The organism is Salinirubellus salinus, from assembly GCF_025231485.1.
GTDB lineage: Archaea > Halobacteriota > Halobacteria > Halobacteriales > Haloarculaceae > Salinirubellus > Salinirubellus salinus.
Map to the genome: position 1 here is coordinate 1,665,626 of NZ_CP104003.1, position 14,088 is coordinate 1,679,713.

Annotated in this window: 10 protein-coding genes; 7 read left to right on the forward strand and 3 right to left on the reverse strand. The window is 69.7% G+C overall.

What is annotated here, in order from left to right:
- The first annotated feature begins 219 nt into the window (after window positions 1-219).
- Window positions 220-1,188, forward strand: coding sequence for a phytoene/squalene synthase family protein (locus N0B31_RS09220; RefSeq protein WP_260643572.1), 969 nt, complete (start codon window positions 220-222; stop codon window positions 1,186-1,188).
- A gap of 127 nt (window positions 1,189-1,315) precedes the next feature.
- Window positions 1,316-3,157, forward strand: a complete 1,842-nt coding sequence (locus N0B31_RS09225; RefSeq protein ID WP_260643573.1) for a bacterio-opsin activator domain-containing protein — start codon at window positions 1,316-1,318, stop codon at window positions 3,155-3,157.
- A gap of 177 nt (window positions 3,158-3,334) precedes the next feature.
- Here the strand turns inward: N0B31_RS09225 and cruF are convergent, their stop codons facing one another.
- The 3 genes from cruF to crtID are packed head-to-tail and all read right to left on the reverse strand — an operon-like array spanning window position 3,335 to window position 6,658.
- Window positions 3,335-4,213 carry a bisanhydrobacterioruberin hydratase gene (gene cruF / locus N0B31_RS09230; RefSeq protein WP_260643574.1) on the reverse strand — a complete coding sequence of 293 codons (879 nt, stop codon included), beginning with the start codon at window positions 4,211-4,213 and terminating at the stop codon, window positions 3,335-3,337.
- Window positions 4,206-5,090, reverse strand: a complete 885-nt coding sequence (locus N0B31_RS09235; protein WP_260643974.1) for a prenyltransferase — start codon at window positions 5,088-5,090, stop codon at window positions 4,206-4,208. Before N0B31_RS09235 ends, cruF begins: the two co-directional genes overlap by 8 nt.
- A gap of 2 nt (window positions 5,091-5,092) precedes the next feature.
- A complete protein-coding gene (gene crtID, locus N0B31_RS09240) occupies window positions 5,093-6,658 on the reverse strand; it encodes a bifunctional phytoene desaturase/3,4-desaturase (RefSeq protein ID WP_260643575.1) in 1,566 nt (521 codons plus the stop codon).
- Window positions 6,659-6,784: 126 nt separating this feature from the next.
- Here crtID and N0B31_RS09245 point away from each other — a divergent pair, with 126 nt between their 5' ends.
- From N0B31_RS09245 to N0B31_RS09265, 5 genes are all read left to right on the forward strand, one after another.
- Window positions 6,785-7,243 (forward strand): hypothetical protein, encoded by a 459-nt coding sequence (locus tag N0B31_RS09245; RefSeq protein ID WP_260643576.1) that lies wholly within the window; start codon window positions 6,785-6,787, stop codon window positions 7,241-7,243.
- Between the two features lie 25 nt (window positions 7,244-7,268).
- Window positions 7,269-7,988: a fumarylacetoacetate hydrolase family protein gene (locus N0B31_RS09250; protein ID WP_260643577.1), complete on the forward strand. Its 720-nt coding sequence runs from the start codon at window positions 7,269-7,271 to the stop codon at window positions 7,986-7,988.
- A 65-nt stretch (window positions 7,989-8,053) separates the two neighbouring features.
- Window positions 8,054-9,961: a type II/IV secretion system ATPase subunit gene (locus N0B31_RS09255; protein ID WP_260643578.1), complete on the forward strand. Its 1,908-nt coding sequence runs from the start codon at window positions 8,054-8,056 to the stop codon at window positions 9,959-9,961.
- Window positions 9,958-12,285: a type II secretion system F family protein gene (locus tag N0B31_RS09260; RefSeq protein WP_260643579.1), complete on the forward strand. Its 2,328-nt coding sequence runs from the start codon at window positions 9,958-9,960 to the stop codon at window positions 12,283-12,285. Before N0B31_RS09255 ends, N0B31_RS09260 begins: the two co-directional genes overlap by 4 nt.
- A gap of 2 nt (window positions 12,286-12,287) precedes the next feature.
- Window positions 12,288-13,976 (forward strand): Ig-like domain-containing protein, encoded by a 1,689-nt coding sequence (locus N0B31_RS09265; RefSeq protein WP_260643580.1) that lies wholly within the window; start codon window positions 12,288-12,290, stop codon window positions 13,974-13,976.
- The last annotated feature ends 112 nt before the right edge of the window (window positions 13,977-14,088 follow it).

Here is a 14,088-nt window from a genome sequence, read left to right on the forward strand (position 1 = left end):
GAGGCTCTTAAAACCGGCCGGTGGTTCCGGTGGCACGGGAGCGCGCGCCGGTGCGTGTTTCGCCGGTACTCCCCGGCTGTCGGGGTGGGCGGAGCGACTCCGCGGCTCGACCCCGGCAGAGCGTATCGGTACACTTATTACACGATGCCCCCGACAGCAGGGATTGGCTCTCGCGGTACAAACACCTAAGAGTCGTGCGAGAGTACTGTCAACCAGCGAATGGTAGACAGTTCTCAGCTCGCCGAGAGCAAGGAGATACACCGGAAGACGGGTCGCACGTTCTACTACGCGACCCGTCTGCTCCCCGAGCGGGTGCGGCACGCGACGTACGTCCTCTACGCGTTCTTCAGGGTCGCCGACGAGGTGGTCGACGACGTGGAGGCGGACACCTCCCCCGCCGAGCAGCGCCGCCGTCTGGAGGCGATCCGGGAGGCCGCCCTCGGCCGCGAGCCCGACGGCAGCGTCCCCGACGCCGAGGTGCTGGCCGCCTTCTCCGAACTCCGAGAGCGCTACGGCATCCCCGACCGGGAGGTCGAGGTGTTCGTGGAGGCGATGCTCACCGACATCGAGAAGGCCCGCTACGAGACCTACGAGGAGCTGGAGACCTACATGCGCGGGTCGGCCTCCGCCGTCGGCGTGATGATGACGTACGTGATGGAACCCGACGAGCCAGAGGCCGCGATGTCCCACGCCCAGCGCCTCGGCGAAGCCTTCCAGTTGACGAACTTCGTCCGCGACGTGGGCGAGGACATCGTCGAACGCGACCGCATCTACCTCCCCCGCGAGACGCTCGAGACGTACGGCGTCACCGAGGCACAGATTCGGCGCCGTGAGTACGACGAGGCGTTCGCCGGGGCCGTCGAACACGAACTCCGGCGCGCGGAGTCCCTCTATCGGGAGGGCGTCGCCGGCATCAAGTACCTCCCCGAGGACTGCCAGCTCCCCGTGCTCACGGCCGCGGTCCTCTACGCGGACCACCACCGCCTCGTCCGCCGACTCGACGGCGACACGCTCACCCGGACCCCGGAGCTGTCGCCCCTCCGGAAGGCGCTCCTCGTCGCCAAGACGTGGGCCTACTGGCGTTGGCATCGAGACCCCGAGGCCGTGTTCGCCCGCGTCTCCGCGGTGCCGACGACGGCCGAGACGCGTCGCGAACCCGGTCCCGGCGAACCGCTCGTCGCGCGCTGAGCCTCCTCTCACCCACCCGTCCGCTCCGCCATTCGTCGGCCGGGTCACTCGCTCGACACCCGCCGAGTCGGCGGTTTCTGCCCTCCGCGTACCAACAGTTATCCGTCCGGCGGCCGTCGATTCTACCATGAGAGACGCCCGAGTCCTCGTGGTCGGACGAGACGCCGACTGCGCCGTGGACTCGGGGAGACGGACGCTCGACGTGGTCAAGGTACGCCGGCCGCGAGCGGCACTCGAACGACTGGACGAGGGGTTCGACTACGTGGTCTGTCACGACTGCACGCCCGAGGAGGTGGCGGGGTTCGAGACGGCCGCCACCTGTCCCGTACTCGAAGGACTCCCGGAGACGGAGCGCACGCTCGCCGAGCGGGTCGACGCGCTCGTGGGGGCACTCGAGACGGACGGCGGCGTCTCGCTGGGTCCCCACGCCGAACTCTCGGCGGCGGTGAAGCGGCGCGCGATCGACGCCGCGCCGGTGGGCGTGACCATCGCCGACGCCCGCCTCGAGGACTACCCCCTCGTCTACGTCAACGACGGGTTCGAGACGATGACGGGGTACACCGCGTCCGAGGTGCTCGGGCGGAACTGCCGGTTCCTCCAGGGTGAGGGGACGGACCCGCTCTCGGTCACCCGGTTCCGGGAGGCGCTCGATCGGGCCGAACCGCGGGTCGTCGAGTTGCGGAACTACCGGAAGGACGGCAGCCCGTTCTGGAACCGCGTCGAACTCGCACCGGTGGAGGACGAGGCCGGTGCGGTCACGCACTTCGTCGGCTTCCAGATGGACGTTACCGCCCGGCGCGAGGCCGAGGCCGAGGTGGAGCGCGAGCGTGCGGACCTGGAGGCGCTGCTCGACCGGGTGAACGGGTTGCTCGGTGACGTGACGGCGGGGCTGATGGAGGCCTCCAGCAGACGGGCGGTCGAGCGGGCGCTCACGGAGCGTCTCGCCGGGAGCGGCGCCTACCGCGGGGCGTGGGTGGCGACGCCCGACCTCGGGAGCGGTCGCCTCGAACCCGGCGCGAGCGTGGGCGTCGAGGACCCGCCGACCGTGTCGCTCGACGGCGACACGCTGGTCGCCCGCGCCCACGGGACGGGGGAGCTCGTCTTCGGGACGGGGCGCACGGCCGACGGCGACGAGGAGCCGGTGGCCGCCGTCCCCCTCCAGTACCGGGGGACGACCTACGGCGTCTGCTGTGTCCACGGGGGCGCGGGGACCACCTTCGGCCAGCACGACCGGGCGGTCTTCCGGGTGCTGGGGCGGGCGGCCGCGACGGCGATCCACGCCATCGAGGGGCGGCGACTGCTCGGGAGCGACGCCGTCACCGAACTGGAGTTGCGGCTGCCCGAGTCGTTCCCCGCGGCCCTCGCGGCGCGACTGGAAGCGACGCTCACCTACGAGGGGGCGGTCTTCGGCGACGACCACGTCCGCACGTTCTACACCGTGGCGGGGGCGGACGCGGCCACGGTGACGGCCGAGGCGGCCCGCGAATCCGCCGTGGAAGGCTGTCGAGCCGTCACCGGTGACCCGGACCCGCTGCTGGAGTTCGTCGTCGGCACCGAGTCGCTCGTCTCGGCCATCGCGGACCGGGGGGCCGAGCTCCGGACCGCGGCGGCCGACGCCGACGGGGTGACGCTCACGCTCTCGCTCCCGGTCGGTGCCGAGACGCGGTCGGTGGTCGAGTCGTTGCGGGGACGCTTCGGCCCGGTGGAACTCCTCGCCACGCGCGAACGCGACCGCCCGACGCGGACGCGCCCGGAGTTCCGCGAGGAACTGGAGTCGCGGCTCACCGACCGGCAGTTGACCGCGCTCAGACTCGCCCACGTCGGCGGCTACTTCGCGCCCACCCGTCGCGCCTCGGGCGACGAACTCGCCGCCGCGATGGGCGTCTCGCGGTCGACGTTCCACCAGCACCTCCGGGCTGCCCAGCGGAAACTGGTGGACGGCTTCTTCGACCCGGAGAGCGATACCTGACTAGTCGGGTGACCCGTTCATCACCCGAGGGTGAGTCCTACGATACGGGGACGGAGAGACGACTCGAATCGGCGTCAACTTGCGCGCACGTGACGCGCGAGGGCACCCCTGACAGTCGCCGTTCGCGTCCTCCGTCCCGCTTCTACCGACCACGAGTGACGACGCCGGGCGGTGGGGCTACCGGCCGAGCGGCCGGACCGCGCTCCGCACGTCGAAGTCGAAGCGGTCCGTGTAGAGCAACCCGGCGCCCAGTGCCGCGGCGATGGCGACGGGGACCCACTGCCCGAAGTAGGCGTTGACGACCCCCCAGAGGATGACGAACGAGACGAGGTCGTCGAGCATGAACGGGGTCTCCTCGAGGCGGCGACGCAGGCCGGCCCTGTCGAAGCCGAGGTCGAACGCGAGGACGGCCACCGTGGCCGAGAGCACCCAGCCCGCGTAGTTCGTCCACGGCACCTCGTAGTACGTCACCGCGACGCCGGCGAGGTCGTACTGCCAGAAGCCGAGTGCCACCGCGCCGGGGTCGAGGACGAGGTCCATCGCGAGGACGGTCCCGATGGTCGCGCCCAGCCTGAGCGGGGTGCTCGCGGCCCGGTCGCCCAGCAGGAGCGAGACCAGCAGGTAGCTGTTGAGGACGAGGGGGAAGAAGAACACGGGCAGGCCGAGCGGCACCTTCCCGAACAGCATCGGTCCGAGTTCGACGCCGTACTCGAAGGAGCCGTACGGCCACCCGGTCGTCACCCCGAGCAGTTCGATACCGAACGCGTAGCACGTCAGCAGTCCGAGTGCGATGGCCGCCCGGCGGTCCGTGAGCGGCGCCACGCCCGCGACCAGCGGGAGGCGCATCACGATGGTCCCGAACAGCACGAGGTACGGGTTGAAGTTCAGCGGGCCGAGCAGCGCCTCGGCCGAGGCCAGCAGCATCAGCGCGCCGACGGCGGGGAACACGACGGCGATGGTGAACCGGTTCTCGAGGACGAGCGTGTCGAGCGCCCGTTCCACCTCCGCGCGGCTCTCCGGGAACGACCAGTTCGGCACCGAGAGCGTCCTATCCATACACGAGCACCCACAGCCCCGCGAGCGTGATGACCATCCCCGTGAGCGTGTTGATGAGCGGGTACCACCAGTACGCCTCGTCCGGGTCCACGTCCGCGAAGACGATGCCGAAGACGAGCAGGGGATAGAGCAACAGGACCACCGTGAAGAACGGGTGGACGGTGACGAACGCCGCCGCGGCCAGCAGCCACGCCATCGCGCAGTAGAGGAACGTGTTGAACTCGCCGAGTTCGGTCGCCGTCGTCCGGATGCCGGCGGCCCGGTCCGGTTCGATGTCCGGGATGGCGCTGAAGGTGTGCATCCCCATCGTCCAGAGCCACCCGCCGGCGATGGCGCCGAGCGGGGGGAGCGTCCCCTCGATGGCCGTCCACGCCAGCACGCCCGGCAGGATGTAGAGCCCGTTCGAGATGGAGTCGAAGAACGGCACCGTCTTGAACCGGAGCGGCGGGGCCGAGTACTCCGTCGCGAGGAACAGGTACGCGACCATCACGACGGCCGCCGCCGGCTGGCCGACCCAGAGGAAGTACGGGACGAACGCGAGGCCGGCGAGGCCGGTGACGGCGACGGCCGCCACCGTGAGCCGCGAGCCGTCGTAGCGAACCTCCTTGTCGTCCTTCTTGGGGTTCTCGGCGTCTACCTCCCGGTCGAAGATGTCGTTGATGCCGTAGAGGTAGACGTTCGCCGGGACGGCGAAGTACGCGAACAGTACGAGCGAGAGTGGGCTGAACAGTTCGGCCACGCTGTCCGCCGCGAACGCGACGGCGACGACGACGGGGCCGGCGAGGTAAAGCCAGAACCGGGGGCGCGAGAGGCGCAGGAGGTAGCCGTAGCTGGTGTCCTCCGGCGGCAGCACGCGGTCCAGCCCGAACTCCGTCATGCTCACCGAACGTCCTCGAGCACGGCGTCGGCGGTGTGTTGCCCACTGATGAGACACATCGGGACGCCGATACCAGGCGTAGTGTACGACCCCGTGAAGTAGAGGCCGGGCACCTTCTTGGAGCGGCGGTCAGGGCGGAACAGCGCCGTCTGCCGGAGCGTGTGGGCCATCCCGAGCGCCGTCCCGGCCATCGAGTTGTACCGCTCGGCGAACTCGCTCACCGTGAACTGCTCCTCGAAGAGGATACGGTCGCGCAGTTCGACACCGGTGTTCTCGGCGATGTCGTCCAGCACGAGTTCGCGGTACCGCTGTCGGGTCGCCTCGCTGTCTTCGAGGCCGGGCGCGATGGGGACCAGCGCGAACAGGTTCGAGTGGCCCTCCGGCGCGACGGTGTCGTCCGTCTCACTCGGCACACAGAGGTAGTACGCGGGGTCCTCGGGCCACTCGGGGTCGTCGAATATCTGCTCGAAGTGCGGGTCCCAGTCCGTCGGCAGGACGAGCGTGTGGTGCGCCAGCGGGTCCACGTCGCCCTCCACACCCATGTACATCAGGAACGCGCTCGGGGCGTAGGTCCGGGACTCCCAGTAGTCGGCGTCGTACGTCCGCAGGTGTTCGGGCAGGAGTTCCTGTTCGGTGTGTGCGTAGTCGGCGTCGCTGACGACGTAGTCGAACGCGAGTCGCTCACCACCCTGTGCAGTGGTCGCGCCGCCGTCCGGCACCGTCGCCGCCTCCGGCGTCTCGTACTCGGGGTCCACGGCGGGTGCGAGTTCGAGTTCGAAGCCGTCCTTCCGCGAGATGATCTCCGTCACCTCGGCGTTCGTTCGGTAGGAGACGCCGAGTTCCTCGCCGAGTTCGACCAGGGCGTCCACCACTGCCCCGATGCCGCCGTCGGGGTAGTAGACGCCCATGTTGAAGTCGACGTGGCTCATCATGTTGTAGAGCGCCGGCGTGTTCTTCGGCGAGCCACCGAGGAACACCAGCGTGTACTGCATGATCTGCTGGAGTTTGGGGTTCTCGAAGTAGCCCGAGACGTAGTCGTCCATCTTGCCGACGAGTTTCAGGCCGATGGGGGCGGCCTTCATCACGTCGAGGTCCACCCAGTCACGGAGGCGGGGCCGGTCCTCGTAGACGAACTGGTTCATCGCCACGTCGTAGTGCGTCTCGGAGGTGTCGAGGTACTCCCGGAGCTTCTCGCCCGCGCCCTCCTCGTACGCCTCGAACGTCGCGACGTTCTCCTCGACCTCGGGGACGATGTCGACCCGGTCGCCATCCTTGAAGAAGATGCGGTAGTGGGGGTCGAGCCGCGAGAGCGTGTAGTAGTCGCTCGGCTCCTTGCCGAAGTGTGCGAAGAACCGCTCGAACACGTCGGGCATCAGGTACCAGGAGGGACCCATGTCGAAGCGGAAGCCGTCGGCCTCCAGTCGGGAGGCACGCCCCCCGAGCTGTTCGTTCTTCTCGAGGACCGTGACGTCGGCACCGGCGTCGGCGAGGTAACACGCGGTGGAGAGGCCGCCGAAACCACTACCGACGACGCCGACCGAGCGACCGGCCAGCGGGCTGTCTTGCATACCTACCTGTTCGTCGTCCGACGTACTAAACCGATTGGTCGCGGCGGAGGCCGTGGGCGGTCACCGTGTGCCACGCACGGCCACGGTCCCCCGAAGGCTCATGTCTCCCGCCCGAGGCGTCGCCGTATGGTCCCTCCACGCCCGTCCGCCCGAACCCTCCTGCTCGGTCCCGACCGGTTCCAGCGTCGGCTCGACGTCCTGCTGGCCGTCACGCTCGGCGTTCTCACCGCTGTCGCCTACGCCGTCGGCGTGTTCGAACTCGGCGGGGGTGTCGTGCTGGTCCCGTTCCACGCGGCCCTCGTCGGCCTCGTCGCGGCCGCGGGCGTCGGCTACCGCCGCGGCGGTCTCGTGCCCGCGTGGCTCGTCGCGTTCACTCCCCACGTCGGGCTGAGCGTCACGTGGGCGTTCCTGTGGCTCTCGACCGGGCGGCCGCTCGGTGACCGCCTCGCGTTCGTCTTCGACCCGGCCGGGCTGACCGTGGCGGCCGTCACCGCCGCCGTGGTCGCGGGGTTCGGGTACGCGTGGGGCCGTCTGTTCGCGCTCGCTGCCGCCCGACTCCGCCCGGAGCCGAACGGAAACGCCTAACCACGCCCCGTCCGCCGACCCGGATATGAAGGTCGCACGTATCGACGTCGACGGGGACGTGCTGGAGGGCGAGTACGACGACGGCGTCGTCACGACGGACGTGGGAACGTTCGACACGAACACCGACGAGGCCGCCCTGCTCGCGCCGTGCGAGCCCAGCGCGATGTACTGCGTGGGTCGCAACTTCGGCGAGAAGGTCGACCAGATGGGCTACGACGTGCCCGACGAACCGGACTTCTTCATCAAGCCGCCGGTGGCGCTACACGACCCGGAGACGCCCATCGAGTACCCCTCGTTCACCGAGGAGCTCACCTACGCGGGCGAGCTCGCGGCCGTGATCGGCCGGACGACCCACGACATCTCGCCCGACGAGGTGGACGCCCACGTCCGCGGCTACACCATCCTGAACGACCTCGACTGTCTGGACCAAGAGCGCCGCACGGCCCGCAAGGCGTTCGACGGGAGCGGCCCGCTCGGCCCCTGTATCGACACCGAGGTCGACCCGGTCGGTCTGGAGATGGAGACGCACATCGACGGCGAGCGCCGCCAGCACGACAACACCGAGAACATGTTCGTGAAGCCGCGCGACGTCGTCTCGTTCCTCTCCGAGCGCTTCACGCTGCAGCGGAACGACGTGATCTCGTTCGGGAGTCCGGCCAACCCCGGCCTGCTCGACCCCGGAAGCGAGATCGAGATCCTCTACGAGGGCATCGGGACCCTCCGGAACAGCGTCACTCTACCGTAGTCCCGTCGGCCCGTCGATACCAGCGGACAGGTTCTTGTGCGCGGCCTCACGAGGGAAATCAACGGATGAGTGAGAACGACGAGACACCGGGGCCGGGGGGCCCGAGCGGGGAGGGGACGGCCGACGGTGAGGGGGGCGAGACGCTCGCGGACGTCCTCTCGGGGGGCGACGACGGCTCGACGCCGGGAGTCGCGAGTGCCTCGGCGACGGCGGAGGCGAGCGTCGAGGAGACCGACGCGGGTGAGGTGGGGCCACGGGTCGACACCGAGGCGGACGACGCCACCTCCACCGCCCGCGCGGTCCGACTGCTGGAGCAGGGACGTGAGCAGCAGTCGCCCGAGCGCGAGTCACCCCTCGACCAGTCAGCGGTGCGCGAGGCGGTCCTCGCGGACCTGCGCGAGTACCTCGACGAACACGGCGACGAACTCGCCGTCGACACGCCGGAGCGGACGTTCCTCGAGGAGAACTTCTTCGACTTCTCGTACCTCGACGCGTACCAGGAGGTCGAGCGTCGGTGGGTGAACAAGCCGTTCGCATACGTCTCGGTGCTGTACGACCCCCGCGAGAGAGAGTACCGCTACCACGTCAGCCAGCCGGCGCTCGACGAGTTCGAGCGGTACGTCCGTGCCGACCTCGTCGAGTACCTCCGCAACAGCCTGATGTACCGCGACCTCGGCGGTGGCCGCGAGAAGGGCGAGGTGTTCGAGGAGGACGTGGTCGAACTGGTCCGGGAACACGCCCGGAGCGTCGACGACGGGACGATGCTCAAGTTGCTCTACTACCTGCGTCGTGACTTCATCCAGTTCGGGCCCATCGACGCTATCATGCGTGACCCGGCCATCGAGGACGTCTCCTGTGACGGTGCGAACGTCCCCGTCTTCGTCTACCACCGGGCGTACCGCGACCTCGAGACGAACGTGGAGTTCAGCGCCGAGCGGCTCTCCTCGTTCACCGTCCGACTGGCCCAGCGGGCCGGCAAGACCATCTCCGTCTCCGACCCGCTGCTGGACGCCACGCTGCCCGACGGGTCGCGGCTGCAGTTGACGCTGGGTGGCGAGATCGCCACCCGCGGGGCGAACTTCACCATCCGGAAGTTCTCGGACGTGCCGTTCTCGCCCATCGACCTCACGAACTGGGGCACCTTCTCCATCGAGGAGATGGCGTACTTCTGGCTGGCCATCGAGAACAACAAGTCGCTCATCTTCGCCGGGGGGACGGGGTCGGGCAAGACCTCCTCGTTGAACGCCATCTCCTTCTTCATCCCACCCAGTGCGAAGGTCATCTCCATCGAGGACACCCGCGAGGTGGACCTCCCGCACAAGAACTGGATCCAGAGCGTGACACGCTCGTCGGCCTCCGAGGGGGGCCGCGGCGAGGTGTCGATGTACCGGCTGTTGCAGGCCGCGCTCCGCCAGCGCCCCGAGTACCTGCTGGTGGGAGAGATCCGGACCGAGGAGCGGGTCGCCCTGACGTTCTTCCAGGCGATGGGCACGGGCCACACGGCCTACACGACGATGCACGCGGACTCCATCGACACGGTCGTCAACCGGCTCCAGAACCCGCCGCTGAACGTCCCGACCGCGATGATACAGGACCTCGACGTCATCGCCATCCAGAAACAGACGTTCGTCGGCGAGGACCGCGTCCGCCGGAACCAGCAGGTCACGGAGGTGCTGAGCCCCGAGGACGACCCGCTGTCCATCCGGACCCGCGACGTGTTCCGCTGGGACGCCTCGAGCGACACCCACCGACGGGTGGGCGAGTCGGGGGTACTCGGCGAGGTGGCGGACGAGCGGGGGTGGTCCCGCGAGCGGCTGGCGGCAGAGGTCGAACGCCGTGAGGGGCTGTTGCAGTTCCTCGTCGAGGAGTCGGTCACCGACTACCGCGACGTGGCCGCGCTCGTCAAGCTCTACCACAAGGACCCGGAGTACGTGCTAGAGCGGGTCCGCGACCGGGGGTACGACCTCCCGTGAGCGACGGGGGGACGCCCGAGCGCTCGGGGGACGGCCACGAAGACGGTGACGGGCCCGCCGGGGACGCCACGAACGGTCACCGGGGCGACGGTGTCGACGCCGGGGCCGCCGGACCGGGGGACGTCGACGCCAGCGACCTCCCCGCGGACAGCCCGGCGCCGCCGGACCGACCCGACGAGACGGGTCGCGACAACGTCCGCTCGATGGGGACACAGGGCGAGGCGCAGGCCCGCGAGGAGCTGGCGAGCTTCGACCCGGACGCCGACGGCCCGACCCCGGACCTCGGTCCGGACGCCGACCCGGAGGGCGCCCCGCCGCCCGAGTACGCCATCGAAGGGCTCTCGGGGATGGGCGCCCCGCCGGTCGAGGAGCAGATCGAGGCCTACCGGCGCCAGTACGGCTTCGTCCGGACGTTCTTCCGGGTCCGGTCGGACCGCTACCGTGACCTCCAGCGCTCGCTGAACCAGGCACGCATCGGCGAGAGCTACGACACCTACCTCGCGCGAGCGGCCACGTACGCGCTCGTGGCGGCCGTCGTCGGGGTCGTCCTCGGCGCGCTCCTGACGCTGGGACTGGCACGGGTGGGCGCGTTCGACGCCATCCGTGCGCCGGCGGCGCTCCGCGGTGGCGGCTCCGCCTTCGTCTTCGAGAACCGGGTGCTGTTCGGCGGGATCGCCGTCTCCATCCTGACCGCGCTCGTCCTCGGTGGGGCCACCTACCTCGTGGCCGTCTACTACCCGAGCGCCGCGGTCAGCACCCGCCGGCAGAGCATCGACGTGACGCTCCCACACGCCATCGTCTACATGTACGCGCTCAGTTACGGGGGGATGAACCTGAGCGAACTCGTCCGGTCGCTGGCGGACGCCGAGGACACCTACGGGGAGGTGGCCCGCGAGTTCGACACCGTCGTCCGCGACCTCGAACTGTTCGGCAACGACCTGTTCACCGCGCTCCAGAACCTCCGGAACACCACTCCCAGCGACAACCTGGAGCAGTTCCTCGACGACCTGCTCTCCGTACTCGACTCCGGCGGGGAGGTGACCGGTTTCCTCGAGGACGAGGCCCGCGGCTACCTGGAGGAGGCCGGCGACGCACAGGAGGACTTCCTCGAGACGCTGGCCATCCTCAGCGAGGTGTTCATCGTCGGGTTCGTGGCGACGCCGCTGTTCCTCGTCGTCATCCTCGTCGTCATCAGTCTCGTCGGCGGGCAGACCATCGCGCAGTTGACGCTGCTGGTCTACGCCGTCATCCCCATCGGGATGGTGATGTTCCTCGTCCTCGTCGACACGCTCTCGGAACCGTACGTCCAGCGTGGCCGGGTCGCCGCACCCGACCGGACCGTCCCCGAGGAGGAACACGGCTCGCCGGCCCCGGACGACGAACGGCTGGCAGCCTATCGGAGCCAGCGTCGGCGCGACGACCTGCGCGGCCTGGTGACCGACCCCGTGACCCTGTTCCGCGACGAACCGCGCTACACGCTGGCGCTGACGGTGCCGCTGGCACTCGGCACCGTCGCGGGGTTGCTCGCCACCGGTACCGTGGGGCTGCGCCCCGAGGCCTTCGTCGCGGCCCCCATCGCGAACACGACGTGGCTCGTCGTGGTGCCGCTGCTGACCGTGATGGTGCCGCTCTCCGTGGGCCACGAGTACCGGGCCGCCCGCGAGCGGCGGCTCACCCGGCGGTTCCCGAACACGCTCTCCATCCTCGCGTCGGCGAACAAGATGGGCATCGGGCTGACCGAGGGGATCGGTCTCGTCGTCCGCTCCTCCTCGGGTACCATCGCCGAGGAGCTGCGGAAGGTCCGCAACGACATCCTGTGGAACGCGTCGACGAGCGAGGCGCTGCTGGCGTTCGGCGCGCGACTCCACGTCCCGCAACTGGCACGGACCTCGCGCCTGCTGGCCGAGGGCATCCGGTCGACCGGCGACCTGTCGCGGGTCCTCTCCATCGCGGCCGAGGACGCACGCAACCGGTACAAGCTCGACCGGGCCCGAACGCGGGAGATGACCTCCTACGTCGCCATCGTCGTCATCGGCTACCTCGTCTACCTGCTGGTCGTCCTGCTGCTCGACGCGAACTACCTCGGCCCCATCGCCGAGACAGCCGACCCGCCGACGACGGGACTCGGTGGCGCGCAACCGCCGCTCTCGTTCACCAGCGTCCCCGTCGACGTCTACGAGGCCGTGTTCTTCCACTCGGCGCTCATCCAGGGCGTCGGGAGCGGCCTGCTGGCTGGGAAACTGTCGGACAACACCGTCCTGAGCGGACTGAAGTTCAGTATCGGCCTCGTGACCATCGCCCTCGTCGCCTTCACCTTCGTCTGACCATGTCCGGACCACTCACCCTCGACGGCACCGACGCCGACCACCCCCCGAGACCGTCACGGACTGACCGTGGCGTCTCCGAACTGCTGGGGGCCATCCTCCTGTTCGGCCTGCTCGTCGCCGTCCTCGTCCTGTTGCAGGCCAACGCCGTCCCGAGTCAGAACGAACGCGTCGAGTTCGACCACAACCAGCGCGTGCAGGCGGACGTCCTCGAACTGGCGAGCGCCACGGCGGAGGTGGCCGCCACCGGCCGCGACCGGAGTGCCGTCCTCGAACTCGCGCCGGAGTACCCCAACCGCTTCCTGCTGTTGAACCCCGGCCGCGCACAGGGACGGGTCTCCACCGCCGACGCCGGGTTCACCGTGGAGAACGCCGTCGCCAGCGGCGAGACGGCCGACTACTGGGACGGGTCGGCGCTCGCGTTCGACAGTCGCTCGCTCGCGTACGTCCCGAACTACAACGTCTACCGGAACGCCCCGACGACGAGGCTCGCCCACGGCACTGTCACCGACCGCTTCCCCGACGGCACCGTCACGGCCATCGGCGGGGGGTCGTTCGTCGACGGGCGACGCATCTCGCTGGTCGCGCTCGACGGCGAGCGCAGCGAGTCCCGTGGCGGCGCCCTCTCCGTGGAGGTGGTGCCCCTCGCCACCGAGACCGAGACGGTGACGGTCACCGACGACGACGGCCCCGTCTTCGTCCGCCTGCAGACCGACCGCACCGTCGCGCAGTGGGAGGGGATACTCGAACCCGAGCTCGCTCCCGACGGCTTCGTCACCGAGGTGCGCGACGGGCCGGGCGAGACCGTCGAGGTCGTGTTCGACCGAGGCGAGACCTACCAACTCCAGCTGGGGAAGGTCGGCGTCGGTGGCGGCGTCACCGACCCGGACCCGGCGTACCTCACCGCGCGCGGGGACACCGCACCGACGGTCGACCCCGGTGCCGAGCGCGAACTCACCGTGCAGGTCCGCGACGGCTTCAACGCCCCCGAACCGGGTGTCGAGGTGACGTTCGCGGCGAGCGAGGGACGCCTCGACGGGACCACCGTCGTCACCGACGCCGACGGCGAGGCGACGGTGACCTACACGGCCGGGTCGGCCGACGGAACGGTGACGGCCACGGTCGACGGCGGGACCGGCGCAGACGGTGACCCCCGCAGCGTCGTGTACGACGTGACGGTCCAGTCGGCGACCGAGGACCCCGGTCAGGGGAGCGAACCGGGCGACCTGAACCCCGGTGGCGACGACGCGCTCCAGTTACGCGACGCCGTCCTGCAGGGGTGTCGGAGCGTCGACCCGAACCAGCGGAACGTCGAGCAGTACGACGCCGACGGCGACTGCGTGGTGCGGACGACGTTCGAGTCGACGGGACAGGACCGGACCGTCTCGGAGGTCCGCATCGCCGTCTTCGACGCCGACCAGTCGTTCACCGTCGGACGGGGGAGCAACGCCGTCGCCCGCGTCCGACCGACGCAGTACGCCTTCGAGGCCGGTGCGTTCCGGACCATCGGGCAGGCTGGCGAGACGCTGACCCCCGCGCGGTCGGTGCCGGAGGGGGAGACCCGGACCTACACCTTCGCGTTCCGTCGCGGAGGCGACCGCTACAACGTCGTCGAGGGGGACCTGTTCGTCCTGAAGCTCCGCTTCAGCGACGGGACCACGTCGGCGTACATCGTGGCGCCACAGGACTGAAACCGACGTTCCGGGGCGTCCCGACGCCAGTCACGGTTTCTGCCGATGGAGTTGCCCTACGCCAAGAGCACGGATTAGCACAAGGGACAGCATACTATTAATCCGATACTCA

Bases quoted from the DNA above. Each gene is read 5' to 3' on its own strand.
- N0B31_RS09220 (WP_260643572.1), top strand. From the start codon at position 220: ATGGTAGACAGTTCTCAGCTCGCCGAGAGCAAGGAGATACACCGGAAG.
- N0B31_RS09225 (WP_260643573.1), top strand. From the start codon at position 1,316: ATGAGAGACGCCCGAGTCCTCGTGGTCGGACGAGACGCCGACTGCGCC.
- cruF (WP_260643574.1), bottom strand. From the start codon at position 4,213: ATGGATAGGACGCTCTCGGTGCCGAACTGGTCGTTCCCGGAGAGCCGC.
- N0B31_RS09235 (WP_260643974.1), bottom strand. From the start codon at position 5,090: ATGACGGAGTTCGGGCTGGACCGCGTGCTGCCGCCGGAGGACACCAGC.
- crtID (WP_260643575.1), bottom strand. From the start codon at position 6,658: ATGCAAGACAGCCCGCTGGCCGGTCGCTCGGTCGGCGTCGTCGGTAGT.
- N0B31_RS09245 (WP_260643576.1), top strand. From the start codon at position 6,785: ATGGTCCCTCCACGCCCGTCCGCCCGAACCCTCCTGCTCGGTCCCGAC.
- N0B31_RS09250 (WP_260643577.1), top strand. From the start codon at position 7,269: ATGAAGGTCGCACGTATCGACGTCGACGGGGACGTGCTGGAGGGCGAG.
- N0B31_RS09255 (WP_260643578.1), top strand. From the start codon at position 8,054: ATGAGTGAGAACGACGAGACACCGGGGCCGGGGGGCCCGAGCGGGGAG.
- N0B31_RS09265 (WP_260643580.1), top strand. From the start codon at position 12,288: ATGTCCGGACCACTCACCCTCGACGGCACCGACGCCGACCACCCCCCG.